Genomic DNA, 20,402 nt, shown 5'->3' on the forward strand with positions numbered 1-20,402 from the left:
AAACAGCAATAACATTTTTCGTGTTATTGCTGTTTTTTATATAAAATTAATGATACTCAAAATTAGCAGTGTCTTTCTTTGCAGCCAAGTTAACGTAAGCTTTGGCAATTTCATTAGGATCCATGTGGCCAGCTTTACCTTTGCGGATGTAGGTATTGATGGTGACCATCCCAGCGAAGACTCCTGATTTGCTTAGTTGCTTGTTGAGGGCAACCACGTAGTTTTTGAGTCCAACCTTACCAATTGATTGTTCAACGTCACTGGGACCGGGCTTGGTAGCAACGATTGAACCTGTGTAGAGGAATACCCCGTCTCCCGTTTGCTTAACGACAGGCAATGCTTTGTTAGTTACCGTTACCGCACCGAGTAGATTGCTGGTAAGGCTATCGATTAACGAGTCTCCGGTTAGGTCTGTAGGTTGGTTCTTGGTTCTCATTGTTGCATTGTAAATTACTACTTGAAGATTCCCGTGACTAGAAATATCCGTAATGGCCTTAGCCACACTATCGGAATTAGATAGATCTGCTTGTAACGAAAATGCTGAAATGTGATTTTGTTTTAAAGCGGCCACTAATTCATCTAGTGGGGCTAGATTTTTCCCTAGTAACGCTATCTGGAAGCCATGGTCACCAAATTGATTGGCAAGAGCCTCTCCCAATCCCGCATGTCCGGGACCTACTATTAGTGCAATCTTTGTAGCCATATTTAATCCTCCCCTAAACAAAAACAACTTCATTTTTATGCAGACATGTTAACACAAAATTAAAAAATGGGTTACTTAAAGCCCTTACATAAAAACATCGCTCGTAAATTATGCAATTAAGTTATTTTCTGGTAGTATTATGTAGTTGGTTAAAAAATATCAATCAATACTTTATAAGCGGGTTTAATCCCAGAGAGGTTTTAAATGGATACAAATAGTCACCCTGGAGGTAATCCTTCAGGAATTGGTTTTATGTCGTTAACTGCAATGGTAGTTACATCATCAATTGGTGCAGGGGTATTCGCCCTGACTACTGATTTGGCTAAAGCTGCTTCACCGGGACCTGCGCTAATTGCGTGGTTGATCGTCGGTGTTGGAATTATGGCCTTGGCATTGAGTATGATGAATCTGGTTGCTAAGCGCCCCGACATTGAAGGGGTGTTTGCGTATGCCGAGGAAGGCTTCGGCGAGTACGCTGGTTTTATTAGTGGCTGGGGGTACTGGTTGTCATCATGGATGGGAAACGTTGCGTTTGCCACGGTTATGATGAGTGCAATTGGGTACTTCATTCCGGTATTTAAATCGGGATCGAACGTGCCGTCCATCTTAGTTGCCAGTTGTGTTTCGTGGATTTTGACTTACATCGTTAATCGTGGGGTTGAAAGTGCTGCGTTGCTAAATGCGGTAATCACGATTTGCAAATTGATCCCATTATTTACCTTTATTGTATTTGCAATTATTATGTTTAAGGGGCACATCTTTACTGCATCATTCTGGAATAATTTGAGTGGTAACTTTAACGGTGGATCCGGAATTGGTACTCAAATCAAGAACTGTTTGATGGTTTTGATGTGGGTGTTTGTCGGAATCGAAGGGGCGACAATGATGTCGTCTCGGGCTAAGAAGAAGAGTGACGTTGGTAAGGCAACTGTCCTAGGGCTTTGTTGCTTGCTAGTCATTTATATTCTGGCATCAATTCTGCCCTATGGCTACATGACGCGTGCGGAGTTAACTAACATCAACCAACCTGCCATGGTTTACATTTTTAAGGATATGGTAGGAACTTGGGGTGGTGCAATGATTAGTGCTGGCCTGTTTGTTTCGACCTTGGGTTCATGGCTTTCCTGGACAATGTTACCAGCTGAAACGGTTATGTTGATGGCTGAACGCGACTTGTTGCCAAAGGCATTTGGAAAGACTAACAAGCATGGTGCCCCAACATTCTCACTAATCATTAGTGGCTTGTTGATTCAGGTATTCCTATGTACGTTGATTTTTACCGATCAAGCTTATAACTTTGCTTATTCGTTATGTACCGCAGCCATTGTTATTAGTTACATCTTCGTTGCTGCCTACCAAGTTAAGTATTCGATTCAAAACATCCACGACAAGGGAAATTGGTTGCAATTGATCATCGGCCTAGTTGCCTTGATTTTTGAAACGGTTGCGATTTATCTTGCGGGGCTTGAGTACTTACTACTCTGTTGTATTGCCTACATTCCGGGCTTCTTCTTGTTCATGAAGGGAAGGAACAACAAGCACAACCGAAATTGGTTATCTAAGCGTGAATTAATTACCACACTGGTAATTCTAGCTGCCGCAATCGGTGGATTTATCTTAATCTTTACTGGAAATGTTTCATTTTAAAATATGGTCATCTCTTCAGAATTCTGGAGGGATGGCCTTTTTGTTTAAGCTAACATTAAGTTAATAATGACATACTTATCTTCGAAAGAGAGGTAAGTCTATGAAGACGAAAACTATTAATAAATTTTTGATTACAGCTATTATTGCTTTAGGAGTTATTTTCATGGTTGAAATTAAGCATGTAAGTGCTAGTTCAACAACAGATAAAACATCTGCAACAGCATTAAACAAATTGAAGATCAATAATAAGAAGTGGAAATACAATTCAAAGACCAACGTGTACTACCAAACAGGAATTAGTTATGGTACTAAAACGGTCAGCAAGAAGTACGAAAGTATGGGTATTTATGTTCCCGGTAAGTACGTTACTGCGAAGAAAAATGCCTCTGAAAAAACCTACACAGTGAAGTTTAATACCAAAAAGAAGGTTAAGGGATATACTTCCAAAACTGCCCCAATTGTGATGCCGGTCAATACTCCTGGCTATGCAGCTCAAAAAGCTCCAACAGGATATAAGTCTGAAGCAACTACCTTTACAAAAGCTGGATTTATTTATGTTCTTGCAGGAGCTAGAGGTAGAGGTAACACCTATACTAAGAGCGGTAAGTTAGCGTATAGTAGTGGCTCTCCTTGGGGCGTTACTGATTTGAAAGCGGCCGTTCGTGACCTACGATTAAACAAGAGTCGTTTACCAGGTAATACTGGTCGTATTTTTACATTCGGTCACAGTGGCGGTGGTGCCCAAAGCTCTTTAATGGGATCAACGGGCGATAGTTCTTTATATACTCCGTACTTGAAGAAGATTGGTGCTGCAATTACCACCAAGAGTGGTAAGAAGATTAGCGATGCAATTGATGGTGCAATGGCATGGTGTCCAATTACCAGTTTAGATGAAGCAGATGAAGCTTATGAGTGGAATATGGGGCAGTTCTCAAGTACAGGTACCAGAAAGAGTGGAACTTGGACTAAGGAATTATCCAATGACATGGCAAAGCAATACGCCAGCTATCTAAATAAATTAGGTTTAAAGACTACAAAGGGAACAACGCTTAAACTTAACGATAGCGGTAGTGGAATCTATATGTCAGGTTCTTATTATAGCTACCTAAAAGCGGAAGTTACTCAATCGTTAAATAACTTCTTGAAGGATACAAAATTCCCTTACAAGCAAACCACAATGTCGGGACCTAGTGGTGCGGCGGCTCAAAAGGGTGGTAAACCAGGTAAAAAGCCGTCAGGAAAAAAGAGTGGTAAAATGCCAGCCGCAATGGGTAACCAAAAGTCCAAGACATACAAGACAGTTAAGTCTTATATTAAGTCTTTAAATAAGAATGGAACTTGGGTTAAGTACAACGCAAAAACGAATACTGCAACCATTACTAGTTTGTCAGCGTTTGTTAAGCATCTAAAGACTGCATCAAAGGATGTTACTGCATTTGATGGTTTGACTAGAAATCAAACTGAAAACCAGGTGTTTGCTAATAAAAAAAGTAAGGGTACTCATTTTGACACTAATTTGGATAAATTACTGGTAACCAATGCTGATAAGTACTCCAAGTACAGTGGCTATAAGGATTACACCAGTCAATTTGCTGCAGATTTTAAGTTAAAGGATAGCGTTGGTAACACAAATGAAACTCGTTCAAATATGTATAATCCAATGTACTACTTATCAAGCTACTACTCAGATTACAAGAAGTCTAAAGTAGCAAAGCACTGGAGAATTAGAACAGGCATTAATCAAGGTGACACCGCATTAACTACTGAAACCAATTTGAAGCTGGCCTTGAAAAACTATGCCGGAGTTAAGGATGTCGACTTTGCTACCGTTTGGGGGCAGGGACACACTGAAGCTGAACGTAAGGGAACGGCAAATGGCAACTTTATCAAATGGGTAAATAAGAGCGTTAAGTCAGAATAGTTAATGTATGACACAATAAAACAGATGCCAGAATTATCTAGATGATAGTTCTGGCACCTGTTTTTTATTTTTTAAAATTTTATTCTTCCACCGATTCATTCAACTTTTCTGCTTGATAGAAGTCAGCAAATACATGGTGACTCTTCACACCCCAGTAATAAAAGACTAAGGCAGCAATGATGATTACCAAGAAATCGTATGGATAGTGAATCCAGTTCATTCCGTTAAACTCACGACTTCCACCATAAGATGCTAAGGATAGAAAGGCGAGGTAGGTGATCATCCAAAGTGACGACCAGAAGGCTTTTCTGGTGTTAACAAATCCGGCTTTGTATTCGTAGAAGTAGTAGAGTGGCAACCCGATTACGATTACCAAGATAACTTCAACTGTGGTTGGCCACATTGCCCAGTAAATAGCTAAGGAAGCTAGTACGAATGACAATGGCGCCATGAACCCTAAGTGCTTCAAACGAATTGGCCGTTTGAAATTAGGAGCCATCTTTCTAAATGAAACTGCAGTGACCGGACCTGTCAGATAGGCGATTAACGTTGACGTACAGATAACTGTTGCCAATGTTGCCCATGATCTAAATACAGATACCATCAGCATACTAAGCAGGGCGTTTACCACGAGGGCAACCCGAGGAATCCCATACTTTTGGTTGATTTTTCCAATAAAGCTGGGGATGTGTTGGTTTGACTCCATGGCATAAAGGGCCCGTGCAGTTGAGGCCGCAAAGGAAACGCCGGTACCAAAAGGAGAAACAAACGCATCCATATACAATAGAACAGAGAGCCAGTGAATCCCTAACAAAATTGCTAAATCAGCAAATGGGGAATTAAAGCTAATTCCGTTCCAGCCATAATGGTGAAGGAAACTAGTATCCATTGAAGTGATGAACACACTTTGAAGCACGATGTAGATCGCCCCACTAATTAGCAGGGAAATCATAATTCCGCGCATGATGTTTCGTTTAGAATCCTTGATTTCACTTCCCATGTTAATAACTGTTTGGAAAGCGTTAAAGGAGAAGATGATTCCGGCTGTGGCAGTTGCTGAGAAAATTGGGGCAGAGCCGTAAGGCATAAACTCATGAAGTGAGTGACCATAATTTTCAGGATGAAATCCAGAAACTGTCAGCATGATAATTGTCAGAATTGGAATCCCGATTTTAAATATCGAGATAAAACTGGTGAACTTGGTCAATAAAGTAACTGACCAGTAGTTTAACAGTGTAAAGACGATGATGAATACGAATACCATCAATAGATCAGGGGTCGTGATGGTTCCGTTTTTTAAGAATCCGTGGGTCCATTTAGCAAATGACCATGGCCATGAGCTCATGTACTGAACCGCGGCTACGGCTTCAATTGGGATCAATGTAATTAGTGAGATCCAGTTAGCCCATGAAGCGATGAAACCAAGCATCGGGCCATGAGAGTACTGTGCGTACTTACTCATTCCACCAGCTTCGGGAAACATTGCTCCAAGTTCAATATAATTGTACGCGATCGTCGCAATCACGAGACCACCTACGACCCAAGAAATAATGGCTGCGGGACCGGCTACCTTTGAAGCCTCCCAGGAACCAAATAACCACCCTGAGCCAATCAGTGATCCTAAGGTTAACATTACAAGTTGAAATAAACCGATTTTCGTTGTGTTTGACGAATCCATACATACCTCCTAAAACAAAGTATGTTCCAGTGTAACAAATCTAGAAATGATGTCAAAAAAACACTGACATATCTAGGTTTTCAATGAGCTTTCAATAGTTGTAACCATGCCCATTAGAAGCAATTTCGATTTTTTTGAAAAAATTGTTCAATTAACTTATTCTTCGATAATAATTGCATTGATTCCGTTACCGGCAAGGATTCTGCTGGCGTTGTAAGGACCAAGCCCCTTCCTAAACGTGATATAAACCTTTTTCTTGGTTGGAACCTCATTGATCCGATTACGTAATTCAGATAGCGGGATGTGGATGGTTGGGGTGATTGTCCCAGTCATCTTTTTGTCATCCTCACGAATATCTAAGAAAACTGCGTGGTCATAGTCTTCAACGGGGATGTCAGTGAGTTTGATGCTATTGAACTTATTAGTAAGTTGGTTGATTGCCACGTAACCAGCAATATTCAATATATCTCTAGTTGATGAATATGGTGGTGAGTATGGGATTTCTAGAGCTGGAAGGTCGAATACGGATAGGTTACCCGTAATGGCAACTGAAAGTTGAGAAATCCGTTTATCAATTCCATTTCTCCCAACTGCTTGGCCACCAAGAATCTTTCCAGTGCCATCTTCAAAAATTAGTTTGAAGTTAACCCGGTCGGCGTCAGGATAGAAATATGCATGGTCGTAAGGGGTGATGAATACGGTTTTGTAGTTAGTCACACCCTTTTGAATCAATGCTTGTTCTGTGTAGCCAACAAAGCTGGCAGTTAAATCGAATATTTTTGTGGCCCCTGCACCAATAAATCCATGGTATCTGAATGGCTCCCCGTTCAAAATGTCCGCAAGTAGGTGTCCCTGACGGTTAGCAGCACTGGACAGCAAACTAGCGATTGGTTGGTGGTCAATTAAGCTGGTAGTTTCGATTACATCTCCGATTGCATAAATATCTTCAACGTTAGTTGCTAAGCGATCATCGACTGGAATATGACCATCTGGAGTTGTGCTGATTCCAGCAGCCTTAGCAATTTCTGAGTTTGGTTTGACTCCAGTGCCTAAAAATACCATATCAGTAGTGTGGGCAGTTCCGTCAGCGTAGTTAACTGTGTGACCGCCGTCCGCAATGCTTGCTACAGTCTGGTTTAAGTAGAGATGAATGCCTTTTTGTTCAAGATGTTCCTTAATGATATCTGTGATTTCGCTATCAAATGGGGCGGCAACCTGGCCACTTTGCTCCACAATTGAAACATCGAGTCCGAGTTCCTTGAATGCCTCAGCGAGCTCGATTCCAATTGTTCCGGCACCAACAACGATTACTGATTGAGGGTGGTTTTGGTCAATGAAGTCTTTAATCTTATCTGCTTGGCTGATACTTCTGAGAATAAATGCGTTTGGTGCGTCTTTAATTCCAGGAATATTAGGGAAGGTTGGACTAGCTCCGGTAGCTAAAACGAGGCGGTCATAGCTTTCGGTGTACTGTTCGCCGTCCGCAAGGTTGGTGATTGTCAGCGTTTTGTCAGCTGGATTGATTTGATTGACTTCGTTATGAAGCCGGACATCAATGTTGTTCTTTTGTTTTAAAATCTCCGGTGTCCGTTCAACTAAGTCGTCCCGGTTTTTGATAACTCCACTGAGGTAGTAGGGGATTGCACAACTGGCAACTGAAATTGCCGATCCCTTTTCTAAAATGATAATTTCAGCATTTTCATCGATTCGAGAAAGTCTAGTTGCAAATGATGGACCACCGGCGATGCCGCCAATTACGATATATTTCATGGAAAATCCCCCTTAAATGGATGCGGTTTCGATACCTAAATTTTAACTGTCTGAAGGGGTGAGGGCAATTAAAGCGTACTGACAAAAAAGGCCGCGGACCATTAGTTATTCACTAACGATTCGCGACCAGTAAAATTATATTATTCAGCTGTAAGTGGCTTATTGTCAGGTGTAGTTCTAACAACCATTACATCATTTCTTGAGTTACGGTTAACGAATGATGATACAGAACCTTCCAATACTCGTTGCAAACGGCTCATACCAGTTGCACCGATTACTGTTAAGTCAATATCATGATCTTTTGGAAATTCAAAGGCAATAACCGTCTTTGGGTTACCAAAACGAATATGAATTTCGATATCATCGAATTCTGCTTCCGTTTTGATTCTGTCGACCAGTTTGTTGAGGTAGTCAGTGGTGTCTTCAACTAAGTTGTTGATGACGTCGCCATCTACCATTCCGCCATAATTGTAACCGTATTGAGTTGTGCTAAGTACATGAAGCACGTCAAGGTGGGCACCGTTGACTTTAGCAATCATTGCTCCCTTTGCAAGTGCATCTTCTGATTGTTTAGATCCGTCCACTGGTACTAGTACTTTTTTATAACTAGTTTCCATGATTCTTCCCTCCAATAAGCTCATCTATTATCAAGTTAATTATATCACTAATGAAAGTGTGGCATAACTAATTTCTAGATGGAATGGCAATCATTGATGTTTCAATTACATGGCCTGCCATTTTCTTCTGTAATTCATTTAACCAAAAGCCATCGCTTAAGTCCAGAGTGGAATCTAGCGCATAGACATTAAGTTGATAATCATGAACTGCATCAGGAGGTTGGGGACCGTTATATCTCCAAGCTGAATCAGGGTTTTGGTTGCCAACTATGGCACCGGCAGTGCTATTTCGTCCCTGCACCATTGGAACCTTTAAAGTTCGACTATTATCTTCAGGAATCTCAGTTACTTTCCCGTCAATGTTTGCGGCAACCCAGTGAATCCAAGCGAATCCGCCAACTGGAATTGCGTCCCAATCAATAAGTAGCAATGCAAACGCCTTTGTGTTTGCTGGAGCGTCGCTAATTGTTATTGGAAATGAAATGATTGGCTTATCGTCCAGCTTTTCTTCAGCGTACTTACCGTACTTATCTGGAAGTAAGCCATTTTCTAATGGAACTGAAATTTTCATTAATGATCACCTCAGTAATTTATTTTGTAAACGTCAAGGTAAAGTACCCTTGGCCGTTAGCAGTGATTGTGTAGTTAGTATATCCGGCCTTTAACCACTGATCTTTTGTAGCATCAGCCCAATTCTTGGCATCTGGAATTGAGGCGAAGGTATGGGTGGATGAGAACTGATTACTTTCTGCTGGAGCGGGTTGCTTGGGCGCGACTTTTTTAGGTTGTGGCTTAGCAACTTGCTTAGTTTGGGCATCGTTTAGCAGAGCCTGTTCACGTTTTTTAACAGAGCTGTTTGACTCCTTATTAATCAGCCCTTGGAGCTGCTTACGCTGTGAACTGGTAATTCCGTTATTATCCATCTCATTTAGCTTGTCTTGGAAGTTAGCAACTCTTTGATTTTGGACTTGCTCAGATAATTTTCCCTTAACGGTTTTAGTGATTGGATCATTATTGATAGAGCTTTTGGTGCTACCACCAGAATCCTTTAACCAACTGATTCCCAGACCAATTGTCAGGGCAATCAGAAGGATGACCAGAGCGAACCACCACCCTCTAAAGTTAGAACGCTGGTTGCGCTGATTTGGATTGTCTACGTTAAAGTCGTAGCGTTTATAATTTGGTGTTTCCTTGTTGTTATTCAAAAAAATCCCTCATTTTGACTTTTCTTGCATGAAACTGCCAACGGTTCTATTATAACAGAAAGACACAAATCAAGATTTTTAAGGCGGTGGCAACCATTAATTCTAAGTTTAGTAAGCTCAACGATTTAAGTCCAAAGGAGATTTTTGACATCTTTCAATTGCGTGTGGCGGTGTTTGTTGTCGAGCAGCATTGTCCCTATCAGGAAGTTGATGAAGATGACTTAACTGCATTTCACCTGACGATTAGAAATGATGCTGGGGAGTTGATTGCGTATAGTCGAGTGATCCCAGAGCAAGAAGGGAAAGTCGCCCACATTGGTAGGGTGATTGTCAGGTCTGACCAGCGAAAGTCTGGAATGGGTAAAAAATTATTGCAAGCTAGCTTGGATTTTTCTAAGCAGGAGATGCCTAACTTAGAAAAGTATTTCTTGGCTGGACAGGAATATGTAAAGAATTTTTATCACTCATTCGGATTCCAAGATGTTAGTGATGTCTACCTTGAAGACGATATTCCTCATATTGATATGGAATTACCAGTATCAAAATAAAATTGACATGCAGGTTACAACAGGTATAATTATTCACTAAAGAACAGAATCTTTAACTCTAGTCCAGAGAGACTAGTAAGACAGCGAAATGTAACGGCTCACTTTTATGTGGTCGAATAACGCTCACTGCTTACTAGCAGTGGGCGTTTTGTTTTAGGTTCAAAATCAAATAACGAGGTGCAACTGATGCAACAAAACCAAAAAGAGTTCCATGATGACCGTGCGATTTTAGATGTGCACGACATGCCTAAGTTCTGGCCATGGGTGGGCTTATCCTTACAACACATGTTTTCGATGTTTGGCTCGACAGTTATCGTGCCACTGCTAGTTGGATTAAGTCCAAGTATCGCGCTATTCTCATCTGGTGTTGGTACCTTACTCCACATTATGATTACTCAACGAAAGATTCCGGCTTACATGGGATCTAGTTTCGCATTCATCTTGCCAATGACGGCACTGATGAAGACGACTGGATATCCAGGTATTGCCCAAGGGGTTATCGGTGTTGGTCTGGTTTACTTAGTTGTCGCCTTGATTATTTGGCTCATTGGGTCTGACTGGGTTGATAAAATCTTGCCACCAATCGTTGTTGGACCAATTGTTATGGTTATTGGACTTTCATTAGCCGGAAGTGCCGCTCAAGATGCCATGATGAATAACGGAAAGTATGATATCAAGTACTTCATAGTAGCTTTAGTTACCTTGTTTTTGGCTATTTTCTTCAACATGGTATTCAAGGGATTCATTGGTTTGATTCCTGTGCTTCTCGCAATTGTCTGTGGCTACGTTCTTTCAATGTTCTTAGGCATGGTTGATCTCCATGCGATTGCAGCAGCTTCGTGGTTCAAAATTCCAGCATTTGAATTTCCGGGCATTTCTTATAAATTCCATCTGAATTGGCAAGCGATTATTTCAATTACGCCAATTGCATTCGTTACAATGACTGAGCACATGGGCCACATCATGGTGCTTAACGAAATTACTGGGCGTGACTACTTCAGAGATCCTGGTTTAAACAGAACTCTTGCAGGTGATGGTGCCGCATCACTATTTGCTGGATTAGTTGGTGGTCCTGCCGTTACTAGTTATGGTGAGAACATCGGGGTTATGGCCATTACTAAGATTCACAGTGTTTATGTTTTGATGGGTGCTGCAATGTTTGCTATCATCTTCTCATTCGTGCACAAACTAAACGTGCTGATTATGCAAATGCCAATGCCTGTTATTGGTGGAATTAGTTTCTTACTGTTTGGTACCATTGCAACATCAGGCATCCAAGTTATGGTTGAAAACCACGTTGATATGGGACTCAAGCGTAACTTGATGATTGCATCCTCAGTTATGGTTATCGGGGTTGGTAATGCCTACCTCCAGATTGGACCAAACTTCCAATTTACAGGGTTGGCATTCGCTACCATTATTGGAATCGTGTTGAACCTATTGTTGCCACAAAAGGCTGCTAGTGAAAAAGAACATGAGCAGAATTTGGCAGATAAGGCAAAGGCACAACAAGAGCTTAAGAAATAAAACAAATTAAGATTAATAGTTAGATTGTAAAAATGCAGCTAGAATTTCAATACTGAAATTCTAGCTGCATTTTTTGTTTTGTGTAGTTGTAGGTACCGTGCAGTTTCAAAAAACTGCATGGTAAGAGTGACAGTAAGCATCAGGAGTGAATCCCACTGTTCGGTGAATTCATATACTGTTGTCTTTGCGGAGGCACTGCCACGGAATCAAAGATTCCTGCAAGCTCCACACAGTCTCTGTCACGACTGACCGTCGCTATTCGCAACGCTCAGTATGTGTCATCGTTGTGGGGGCGCTAAGACGAAATCGAAGATTTCTGTAGCGCTCCCTAATTTACGACGGCATTGATAATCAATACCATTGCTAACCCAACCACTGACAACACCGTTTCCAACACTGTCCAGATTTGTAGGGTTTGCTTAACTGTTAATTCGAAGTATTCATTAACCATCCAGAAACCAGCATCGTTAACATGTGATGCTGCCACTGAACCAGCACCGATTGCCAAAACAATCATCACTGGATCAGCATGCGTTGCAGTAACCAATGGCATCACCAAACCTGCAGCAGTCAATGACGCTACGGCAGCTGAACCAAGGGCAACCCGCAAGATTACGGCAATTAACCATGCAAGGATGATTGGTGAAAGTGATACACCAGACATTGCGTGTTGAATGGCAGTACCAACACCACCATCAAGTAATACTTGTTTAAATGCAGCACCACCAGAGATAATCATCAAAAGAACGGCAACTGACTTAATTGCTTCGTTAAGTGTGTTCCCAATTTCCTTCATGTTTTTACGTTGGTGAATCCCCATTGACCACATGGCAAATAATAGGGAAACTAGCATTGCAGCAGTTGGGGTTCCAATCAAAGCCATGACTGCGTTGAATCCATGACGCTCCGCAGCCTTATCACCATGAGTAACAACCAATTGATAAATAGTTGAAGCTCCCATGAAGATAACTGGGAAAAGTGAAGTTAACATTGAAATTCCAAAACCAGGAGTTTCATCAAGGTTGAACTTCTTCATTTCACCAAGTGCAGGCAATTCACGTTTAACTTCAAATGCATTTGGAGCATAACGCTTAGCAAGTTTTGAGAATAAAGGACCGGCAACGATAACTGTTGGAATCGCAGCGATGATACCAAAAATCAAAACTTTACCAATGTTAGCACCCATTGCCAATGTAACAGCAGTTGGTGCTGGTTGTGGTGGCAAGAATGCTTGAGTAGTTGAAAGGGCGGCCAACATTGGAATTCCTAAGTAAAGGAAAGGAATTTCTGCTTCAAGGGCAACAGCGAAGATGATTGGGGTTAAAAGAACCAATCCAACTTCGAAGAACATTGACATTCCGATAATAAATGAAGCAATCACAACAGCTAGTTGTAACCTATTTTTACCGAAGAAACCAATCAAGGTTTCAGAAATTCTGTATGATCCACCAGCATCGGAAACCAGACGGCCGATCATGGCACCAAAACCGAATACGACAGCAAGGTCACCCATGGAACTTCCGATACCTTTAGTAATCGTAGTAGCAACGTCGGCAGGGTTCATACCCAATCCGAGAGCTACGACGAATGCAGTTAGGACCAAAGCTACGAAGGTATTCATTTTAATTCTGATAATTAAGTACAGAAGTAAAGCAATACCTAAGAACAGTACTATAAATTGCAAGACTCTTCCTCATTTCTATAATAAAAATCCAAAACGAAACAAGATAACATTATATGAGGTGAACCTTACGAGGTCAACTTTTTATGAAACAGCTTGATTCTTTATGAAAACGCATTACTTGATTTTTTTCAAATGTATGGTAAACACTTTATTAGTGCCGATGTAAAGAATTTTCAGAAATTTTTGTGAATTTTCAAACTAATAGTAAAATAACTAAAAAAAGCACCGATAAATACCGAAATGATAGTATTTACCGGTGTTAAAATTATTTTCAAAAGCTAATTCTTAATACTTTCTTAATATTTGGTTTACATTTTGAAGCCACTTTCATTTAGTACATAGTTGTTTAATGGCTTCTGCGTAGATATCCATAGCCTTAAACATGCTCTTTAATGGCCAATTTTCATTGACTTGGTGCATGAAATCAGGAACGTCTGGCAGCATTGCTCCAAAAGCAACACACTGATTCATTGTTCTTGCATAGGTTGCACCACCAGAAATTTGTGGTTGGGTATCGTCACCAGTCATGTCCTTGTAAACATTCATCAAGGTTTTTACCAATTCTGAATCGGTTGGAACATATAGTGGGGCAAGGTAGTCGAACGGTTCGTAGTGAAGGCCAAACTTTTGAACTTTATCATCGAGTTGCTTGATTAAATCATCCCGGTCAACTGTAACCGGAATCCGCATGTCGATTTGCATCCGACTTTCGTTTTTGTTGATTGTAAGGCTGGAAATGTTAAATGTAAGGTGACCAGACTGATCATCTTTGACATCACCCAAAACGTTGGTTCCGGTAGCATCTTCCTTAAATAACTTACCGATGAAATCCAAAGTTGGACTGGAAAATACGTCATTTAAAGCAATTGCTAGTCGCAAAACAGCGTTTGTTCCATTAGGAGCCAACATTGCGTGAACTGATTTTCCAGTTACCACAATACCGTTATCTCCGTTATCCTCATAATTAAATCCGTGTTTGTCGAGGGCAGCTTTAACTTCGGCTAGTTTTGGACCATTGTATTCAGCTTTGGCTGGTACAGCATTAAAAGCGTTCTTAAGGTCAATGTTGAGATCATCCATCCCTGCACCAACCAAGTAAGCCTGCTCAAGTCCCTTTTCCGCATAAATTAGTGGAAATTCTGCGTCGGGAGCGATTCCCATGTCGATTGGGGATTCTTTCTCGTTATAAACAGCAATGCCACGCCACAAGTTTTCTTCATCAGTTCCGAATATAAACCGGATCTTTTTTGTGAATTTGTAACCTGCATCAATTAATGATTTAACAGCAAACATTGTGGCAATCGTGGGCCCCTTATCATCTTGAGAACCACGACCGTAGATGGCACCATCTTTTACATAGCCGTCAAACGGGTCATGATCCCAGTCGTTAGCGTCACCCTCGGGAACAACGTCAACGTGGCCGATGATTCCGAAAATTTGGTCACCTTCGCCAATCTCTGCGTAACCATAATGGCCAGTTGGCGACTTGAAAGTTTTAAATCCTAGCTCGTCAGCAATCTTCAATACTTCCGTGAGCGCAGCATCAATTCCCGCACCGAATGGGGCGGTATCTGACTTGGTTGATTCGTTGTAAACGGACTTTTTACTGATCATGCGTTTTAGTGCCTCAACGGCAGCAGTTTGTTGTTCTTCAGTTACGATTTTTTCCATCTTGATTCCTCCAATTTTCTATATAACTGCCATTACGCCTAAGAATAGGGCAGTGACAATAAATAGATAGATCATCAGTTTGAACATGAATTTCCACCAAACTGTGATGTTAACGTGAGCAATTGCTAAAGCCCCCATAACAACACCGGAAGTTGGAGTGATTAAGTTGACCCACCCAGAGGCACTTTGATATGCAGTAACAACGAGGCTAGGATCAACACCTGCAAACTTACCCATTGGGCCAATGATCCCCATAGTTGCTGCAGCAAGGCCAGAAGTTGATGGGATTAAGAATGACATTGGAATGTAGAAGATGTAGGTCAAAATAATGAAGAATACTGATCCTAATCCAGATAGTCCAGTTTCACCCCAATGGAGAACAGTGGCGGTAATGTTACCGTCATTCATAATGACTTGAATCCCTCTAGCAACAGCTACCACGATAGCAACGCCCATAAAGTCGTTCATTCCACCCATGAATGCGTCCACAAATGTTGATTCTTTCATCTTGAAGACAAACATGATTACCACAGACATTAAGAAGAAGAGGGTGGTAATTTCGGTGAAGTACCATGAACCAAATGGCACCATGTTTGAACCAACTAAGTTACCTAATACAGGAACCTTTTGGAGCCATTTAGTGAAGTCAACGAAGAATGACCAGTTCTTATTAATTGTATCCCAAGGAATTAAACCTAGAATCATGATTAAAAATGTTGCTCCAAATAACCAGAGAACGGCTTTTTGTCGCCCGGTCATTTGGGTATTGGCATTTTCACTTTGGTCCTGGATAGAGAATCTAGTTAAGTCTTCTTCACGCTGGTCATAAATTAACGAGGCTTTTGGATCTTTCTCAACTTTAGAAGCGTAATGATAAACAAAGGCAATGCTGACTGCAATTGTTAACACTAACAGTACGATTCTAGAGAAGATTCCGTCACCTGGGGAAATGTTTAGTGCCTGAGATGCAACTCCAGTGGCAAACGGGTTAACAGTTGAGGCTAAACAACCAACTTGTGAACCCACCAGAACAATGGCAACGGCGACAAGCGAATCAAAGCCAACACCAATCATTACTGGAATCAGTAGTGGGTAGAAGGCAATAGTTTCCTCAGCCATTCCGTATGTTGAACCACCAAGGGCAAATAAAATCATTAGAAGGGGAATCAGTAGTTTTTCTCTACCCTTGTTCTTTTTAACTACTGATGCGATTCCGTCGTCAAGAGCTTTGGTCTGATTGACCACCCCTAAAAAGCCACCAATTACTAGAATGAACAATGAAACTGAGATTGCTCCCTCAGTTTTATCATTACCCACCATTCCAAAAATTGGAGCAGCAAAAACATCCCAGATACCTTGTGGGTTAGATGCTACTGCCTTATACGTGTGCGCGATAATGTTACCAGCCTTATCGGTCGAATACTCTCCGGCAGGAATTATCCAGGTAAGAATTGCAACGAGAATAATAATTAAAAATAAGATTGTGTACGCCGAAGGCATTTTAAAACGCCGTTTTGGTTTGCTTTCATTATTTTGCATGTGAATCACTTCCTTTTCTTTAATTACCTTAATTGTAGAAAAAGAGAATAAGAGTTTGCTGAGACCGCTTTCTTTTTGATAGTAAGGGTCTTGACGCCTGATGTTATGCCAATATAAAAAGCCGCCAGAATATAAATTCTGACGGCTTTCGTTATTTATCTTATTGTTTTGTAATATTTCCATCCATAATTTCGTATACATTATCGGCAAATTCTTCTAAACGGTGATCATGGGTTACTACGACGATGGCCTTATTATTCTTGTGGGCAAGGTCACGCATGAGCTTACCAACTTCAATAACCCGAGCAGAATCAAGTGCTGCTGTAGGTTCGTCAGCGAGGACAATTTCAGGGTTAGTGTAGAGTGCTCGGGCGATAGCAACCCGTTGGCTTTGACCCCCAGATAGTTCGCTGGGGTATTTGTTTACCAAGTTAGCGATTCCGAGTGTCTCAAGTAACTCCTGAAGTTCCTCTTTTGAAAGGTTGTTTCCTTTGTTAACGCGGTCCACTAAGGTGAACTGTTCCTTAACTGTTAGGTATGGAACTAGGTTATAGGATTGGAGGACAAAACCAATTTTTTGCAGCCTGGTTTTTTCACGGCTTTTGGCACTTTGACCGTTAATTTGTTGGTCATCAATATAGATGTCACCTGATGTTGGAGTTTGAAGTCCTCCAGCAATGGTGAGAAAAGTACTTTTACCAGATCCAGAAGGTCCGATCACTAAGTTTAATTCGCCCTTTTCTGCGGCAAAATCAATGTTATTTAATACCTTTACGTGGTTAGTTCCTGAACCGAATTCTTTATTTACGTTTTTAACGCTGATTGCTGTCATGATTTATCCTCCAATAACTGTAACGGGGTCAACTTTAACAATAGTTCTAACTGGGATAAGGGCGGCAACGATTGAAATTAAAATCATTCCGACCGTAACTGCTGAGAGAATTGGAATGTCGAAGAACATTGGTACTCCAACAGGTAATGCACTAGCTGTTGCAAACGTTAGTGCTGCCCCAATTATTAAACCGCCAACGACGATGATAAGCGATTGGGCAATGGTTGCCTTAACTAAAACCTTTGATGGAATTCCTTGTGCTCTAAGCACTGCGTAATTGGCAAGCTTCTGCATCGTGAGGATGTAAAGGAATACTGCAATCACTACGAGAGAAATTACCATTAAGAAACCAATCATAAATCCAAAGGTGCTGTTTTGGGCTGAGTATCCAGGGAGTTTGTTTACAAAGGTACTCTTTGAGTAGCTCTTGAGGTACTTATCATTGAACTTAGGGTTGCTGTGTTTTGAAACTACGGCACTACCAACAATATTTGAATTAACACTCTTCAAATCTCTCCAAGTATTGAGGTTTCCGTAAACTACTGGGGCAACGCTATATTTTTGATCATGCATGAAGCCAACGATTTCATATTTGTCTTCATCGGAGTTCATTGTCACTTTGTCACCAATCTTGTAACCATCATTTTTAAACTGGTCATCAACAACGATTTGGTTGGCTTTACTTGGCTTGTGACCCTTGGTAACCTTCATTTCTTTGTAAATGTATTGATTTTTGTTGATACCAAAGAATTGAGCTGATTCATTGTCACGATTTTTTGACTTGGCAACAATTGGTGCTTGGCCAATCATTGCTTGGCTTGAATTTAATTTGCCAACTTGACCCTTAACAATCATAGATTGCCCAAGGCTGATATTGGAATCTTTGTTCATGACCACTGACTTAACGTCCCATGAATCAATTGTCAGTGTGTTTTGACGGGCAAGTCCAATTGCTAAACTGGTCAAGATAAAGATCAAATAGGCGATTAAAACGACCATTGAGATGATTAAACCGTAGCGAAGCTTTTCACGCTTCATTTCCTTAAGTGCTAAAAACATATTATTTTCCTCCTATGCTAGGTGCTGCAAATTTTCCTTTAGTCTTTGAATTATGAAATCTTTTTTATCTGGGAATACTAGTAATTCCTTAACTGCCTCATGACTGAGGGTTGAAACTGCCCAAGTTGTGGCTGGAAGTTCTGCTTCCCTGGTCAATCCAGCCATACTATTTTGGCGATAACTACTTTCATTAAATAGATAGTGGAGTTTAAGTAGCTGATAGTATCGGCTATTGATGACCTGATTAATAAAGGAGTCAAGTGAATTGATAAATTTATCCAATACAAAATTGTCGCCAACCATTCTGGCAAATCCCATGTGGAAGTCTGCGAGCGCAAGGTGAAACACGTAACGGTAGGCATCGTTAATATCTTCAAAATATTTGTAAAATGCCCCACGCGCAATCCCAGCATCTTTGATGATACGGGCAACCTGCGCATCTTTTAGCGGGTAAAAACTGAATTCATTAATCAGTGCGTCCGTTACAGCTTCTTTTTTCTTTGCTTTTAAGTTGGTAAATGTACTGGTTGGCATGACAATCTTTCCTTTCGTTTTTTAAAGTGACACCGTGTCACTTTTCGGATATAAATATACCGAGCACACAATATAAAGTCAACTAATTATTATGAAAAGATTTGGGTTATTTGCACAAAATCCCTTGTCACTGGGCTTCTATTGGTGCAAAATTAAATCAATTCTTGATGGAATTTGCATTTTTGGAGGAGAGAATCGTGGAAGATAGCAAACAGCACTCTTGGATTTACCGGCAGTTATTTACCAATTGGAAGAAGTTTGAAGTGATTTACGTTTACTTATTGATCCTGTTGCAAGTTGCCGTTTATGCCATTGCCCCTGATAGTTTTATCGGGATGGTCTCTGGTTTGGCAGGAGTTTTGTGTCTAGTATATGGAATGAAGGGACGCAAAATATCGTTCATTTTTGGGATTATTCAATGTTTAGCCATGACTTACGTTGCGTGGATTAGTCACGCGTACGGGTCATTTGCAATGGACATTATTTATGTAATTTCTCAGCCAATCGGCTGGTTCTTGTGGGGGCGGGATGAAGCGACTAGATCGTTCAGCCCAAGTACTCGAAGAGTTATTTTTGGCGGGGCGTTTGTGGCATGGGCAGTTGGTTGGCTCATACTTACAATGCTCAATGGTCAACTACCATACTTTGATTCAATCAACTTTGTGGTTAGTTTGATTGCTCAAGCGCTATACATTTTTAAATATAAAGAAAACTGGTCATTATGGATTGTGGTCAACATTGCCAATGTGCTTTATTGGGGAATCTTGACGGTTCAAACAATGACTGGAGCGACTAATATCGGTAGCCTTGGTGCTAACTTGTCGCAAGTTGCCTTGCAGTTCGCATTATTGTTCAACTCCGTTTATGCCAATAAGGTGTGGGCGAGTGGTGAAGCAGATAATGAAGGGGGAGCCAATTCGCTTAAATAAAGCGGCGTCCTTCTTGGTAAGAATGTAGATAATAAGCAAAAGCCTTGATAATTTCTAAATGAAATTATCAAGGCTTTTTTTGTAAAATTTTATTCTATATCTCTCAACTGCCGAATTTTAACTTCGATTCCATCTCTAACTTCTCTGAAGATGTTCAACCTTTCGGCTTCCGTTCCCTTGGTAAGAGCGGGATCAGTAAATCCCCAATGGATTTTTTTCACACTTGTTGGGACAGCTGGACATCTATCCCTAGCGTCCCCGCATAGTGTAATGACCAAATCACTACTATTTAAATAGTTTGGGTCGATCAGCTTCGATTTGTTCATCGAGATATCGATGTTCTTTTCTGCCATTGTCTTAACAGCTAGTGGGTTTAAACCGTGACTTTCAATCCCGGCGCTGGCAATTGTCCAGTCCGGAAAATACTTATGAGCAAGCCCTTCAGCTATTTGACTGCGGCATGAGTTGCCTGTGCATAGGAAATAAATTTGCATGGAAAAATCCTTTCGGTGGTGAAAACAATTGTAGATGGATTGCT

The 20,402-nt window shown here is 40.9% G+C and carries 18 protein-coding genes; 5 read left to right on the top strand and 13 right to left on the bottom strand.

Annotated elements, in window-relative coordinates:
• Window positions 1–46: 46 nt before the first annotated feature.
• Window positions 47–703, bottom strand: coding sequence for an SDR family NAD(P)-dependent oxidoreductase (locus PL11_RS05865; protein ID WP_035167960.1), 657 nt, complete (start codon window positions 701–703; stop codon window positions 47–49).
• A gap of 204 nt (window positions 704–907) precedes the next feature.
• On the opposite strand from PL11_RS05865, the gene arcD reads away from it, so the two are divergent.
• Together arcD and PL11_RS05875 are read left to right on the top strand one after the other, a co-directional pair.
• Window positions 908–2,350 (top strand): arginine-ornithine antiporter, encoded by a 1,443-nt coding sequence (gene arcD, locus PL11_RS05870; RefSeq protein WP_035167961.1) that lies wholly within the window; start codon window positions 908–910, stop codon window positions 2,348–2,350.
• A gap of 100 nt (window positions 2,351–2,450) precedes the next feature.
• Complete coding sequence (locus PL11_RS05875; protein WP_035167963.1) at window positions 2,451–4,271, top strand: subtype A tannase; 1,821 nt, start codon at window positions 2,451–2,453, stop codon at window positions 4,269–4,271.
• A 79-nt stretch (window positions 4,272–4,350) separates the two neighbouring features.
• Here PL11_RS05875 and PL11_RS05880 read toward each other — a convergent pair whose 3' ends face one another.
• The 5 genes from PL11_RS05880 to PL11_RS05900 form a co-directional block, all read right to left on the bottom strand.
• Window positions 4,351–5,949 carry an APC family permease gene (locus PL11_RS05880; protein ID WP_035167965.1) on the bottom strand — a complete coding sequence of 533 codons (1,599 nt, stop codon included), beginning with the start codon at window positions 5,947–5,949 and terminating at the stop codon, window positions 4,351–4,353.
• Window positions 5,950–6,105: 156 nt separating this feature from the next.
• Window positions 6,106–7,719: an FAD-dependent oxidoreductase gene (locus PL11_RS05885; protein ID WP_035167967.1), complete on the bottom strand. Its 1,614-nt coding sequence runs from the start codon at window positions 7,717–7,719 to the stop codon at window positions 6,106–6,108.
• A 140-nt stretch (window positions 7,720–7,859) separates the two neighbouring features.
• Window positions 7,860–8,336: a universal stress protein gene (locus tag PL11_RS05890; protein WP_035167969.1), complete on the bottom strand. Its 477-nt coding sequence runs from the start codon at window positions 8,334–8,336 to the stop codon at window positions 7,860–7,862.
• A gap of 67 nt (window positions 8,337–8,403) precedes the next feature.
• Window positions 8,404–8,907 carry a YbhB/YbcL family Raf kinase inhibitor-like protein gene (locus tag PL11_RS05895; protein ID WP_035167970.1) on the bottom strand — a complete coding sequence of 168 codons (504 nt, stop codon included), beginning with the start codon at window positions 8,905–8,907 and terminating at the stop codon, window positions 8,404–8,406.
• A gap of 19 nt (window positions 8,908–8,926) precedes the next feature.
• Entirely contained in the window at window positions 8,927–9,541 is a 615-nt protein-coding gene (locus tag PL11_RS05900; protein ID WP_035167971.1) for a hypothetical protein, read from the bottom strand.
• Between the two features lie 86 nt (window positions 9,542–9,627).
• Between PL11_RS05900 and PL11_RS05905 the strand changes: the two genes are divergently transcribed.
• Window positions 9,628–10,089 carry a GNAT family N-acetyltransferase gene (locus tag PL11_RS05905; RefSeq protein ID WP_152639004.1) on the top strand — a complete coding sequence of 154 codons (462 nt, stop codon included), beginning with the start codon at window positions 9,628–9,630 and terminating at the stop codon, window positions 10,087–10,089.
• 186 nt (window positions 10,090–10,275) lie between these two features.
• A complete protein-coding gene (locus PL11_RS05910; protein ID WP_035167972.1) occupies window positions 10,276–11,616 on the top strand; it encodes a uracil-xanthine permease family protein in 1,341 nt (446 codons plus the stop codon).
• A gap of 328 nt (window positions 11,617–11,944) precedes the next feature.
• On the opposite strand, the gene PL11_RS05915 is transcribed toward PL11_RS05910, so the two are convergent.
• From PL11_RS05915 to PL11_RS05940, 6 genes are all read right to left on the bottom strand, one after another.
• Window positions 11,945–13,300, bottom strand: coding sequence for a gluconate:H+ symporter (locus PL11_RS05915; protein ID WP_035167973.1), 1,356 nt, complete (start codon window positions 13,298–13,300; stop codon window positions 11,945–11,947).
• Window positions 13,301–13,627: 327 nt separating this feature from the next.
• The gene (locus PL11_RS05920) at window positions 13,628–14,971 is read right to left on the bottom strand and encodes a M20 family metallopeptidase (protein WP_035167975.1); all 1,344 of its coding nucleotides are present in this window, start codon (window positions 14,969–14,971) and stop codon (window positions 13,628–13,630) included.
• An 18-nt stretch (window positions 14,972–14,989) separates the two neighbouring features.
• Window positions 14,990–16,510 carry a YfcC family protein gene (locus PL11_RS05925; protein WP_035167977.1) on the bottom strand — a complete coding sequence of 507 codons (1,521 nt, stop codon included), beginning with the start codon at window positions 16,508–16,510 and terminating at the stop codon, window positions 14,990–14,992.
• 160 nt (window positions 16,511–16,670) lie between these two features.
• Window positions 16,671–17,342 (bottom strand): ABC transporter ATP-binding protein, encoded by a 672-nt coding sequence (locus PL11_RS05930; RefSeq protein ID WP_035167978.1) that lies wholly within the window; start codon window positions 17,340–17,342, stop codon window positions 16,671–16,673.
• Window positions 17,343–17,345: 3 nt separating this feature from the next.
• Window positions 17,346–18,401, bottom strand: a complete 1,056-nt coding sequence (locus tag PL11_RS05935; protein WP_035167979.1) for an ABC transporter permease — start codon at window positions 18,399–18,401, stop codon at window positions 17,346–17,348.
• Between the two features lie 12 nt (window positions 18,402–18,413).
• A complete protein-coding gene (locus tag PL11_RS05940) occupies window positions 18,414–18,935 on the bottom strand; it encodes a TetR/AcrR family transcriptional regulator (RefSeq protein ID WP_035167981.1) in 522 nt (173 codons plus the stop codon).
• A 197-nt stretch (window positions 18,936–19,132) separates the two neighbouring features.
• Between PL11_RS05940 and pnuC the strand changes: the two genes are divergently transcribed.
• On the top strand, window positions 19,133–19,864 hold the full coding sequence (gene pnuC / locus PL11_RS05945) for a nicotinamide riboside transporter PnuC (RefSeq protein ID WP_035167983.1): 732 nt from the start codon (window positions 19,133–19,135) through the stop codon (window positions 19,862–19,864).
• Between the two features lie 89 nt (window positions 19,865–19,953).
• Here the strand turns inward: pnuC and arsC are convergent, their stop codons facing one another.
• Window positions 19,954–20,358 carry an arsenate reductase (thioredoxin) gene (gene arsC / locus PL11_RS05950; RefSeq protein ID WP_035167985.1) on the bottom strand — a complete coding sequence of 135 codons (405 nt, stop codon included), beginning with the start codon at window positions 20,356–20,358 and terminating at the stop codon, window positions 19,954–19,956.
• Window positions 20,359–20,402 lie beyond the last annotated feature (44 nt).

It is taken from the genome of Lentilactobacillus curieae (genome assembly GCF_000785105.2).
GTDB classification, from domain to species: domain Bacteria; phylum Bacillota; class Bacilli; order Lactobacillales; family Lactobacillaceae; genus Lentilactobacillus; species Lentilactobacillus curieae.

What these genes read in the sequence shown, in the direction of transcription:
- PL11_RS05910 (WP_035167972.1), top strand. Translation starts at nt 10,276, where the DNA reads ATGCAACAAAACCAAAAAGAGTTCCATGATGACCGTGCGATTTTAGAT.
- PL11_RS05920 (WP_035167975.1), bottom strand. Translation starts at nt 14,971, where the DNA reads ATGGAAAAAATCGTAACTGAAGAACAACAAACTGCTGCCGTTGAGGCA.
- PL11_RS05930 (WP_035167978.1), bottom strand. Translation starts at nt 17,342, where the DNA reads ATGACAGCAATCAGCGTTAAAAACGTAAATAAAGAATTCGGTTCAGGA.
- PL11_RS05895 (WP_035167970.1), bottom strand. Translation starts at nt 8,907, where the DNA reads ATGAAAATTTCAGTTCCATTAGAAAATGGCTTACTTCCAGATAAGTAC.
- PL11_RS05885 (WP_035167967.1), bottom strand. Translation starts at nt 7,719, where the DNA reads ATGAAATATATCGTAATTGGCGGCATCGCCGGTGGTCCATCATTTGCA.
- PL11_RS05890 (WP_035167969.1), bottom strand. Translation starts at nt 8,336, where the DNA reads ATGGAAACTAGTTATAAAAAAGTACTAGTACCAGTGGACGGATCTAAA.
- arsC (WP_035167985.1), bottom strand. Translation starts at nt 20,358, where the DNA reads ATGCAAATTTATTTCCTATGCACAGGCAACTCATGCCGCAGTCAAATA.
- PL11_RS05935 (WP_035167979.1), bottom strand. Translation starts at nt 18,401, where the DNA reads ATGTTTTTAGCACTTAAGGAAATGAAGCGTGAAAAGCTTCGCTACGGT.
- PL11_RS05880 (WP_035167965.1), bottom strand. Translation starts at nt 5,949, where the DNA reads ATGGATTCGTCAAACACAACGAAAATCGGTTTATTTCAACTTGTAATG.
- PL11_RS05940 (WP_035167981.1), bottom strand. Translation starts at nt 18,935, where the DNA reads ATGCCAACCAGTACATTTACCAACTTAAAAGCAAAGAAAAAAGAAGCT.
- PL11_RS05875 (WP_035167963.1), top strand. Translation starts at nt 2,451, where the DNA reads ATGAAGACGAAAACTATTAATAAATTTTTGATTACAGCTATTATTGCT.
- PL11_RS05925 (WP_035167977.1), bottom strand. Translation starts at nt 16,510, where the DNA reads ATGCAAAATAATGAAAGCAAACCAAAACGGCGTTTTAAAATGCCTTCG.
- PL11_RS05865 (WP_035167960.1), bottom strand. Translation starts at nt 703, where the DNA reads ATGGCTACAAAGATTGCACTAATAGTAGGTCCCGGACATGCGGGATTG.
- arcD (WP_035167961.1), top strand. Translation starts at nt 908, where the DNA reads ATGGATACAAATAGTCACCCTGGAGGTAATCCTTCAGGAATTGGTTTT.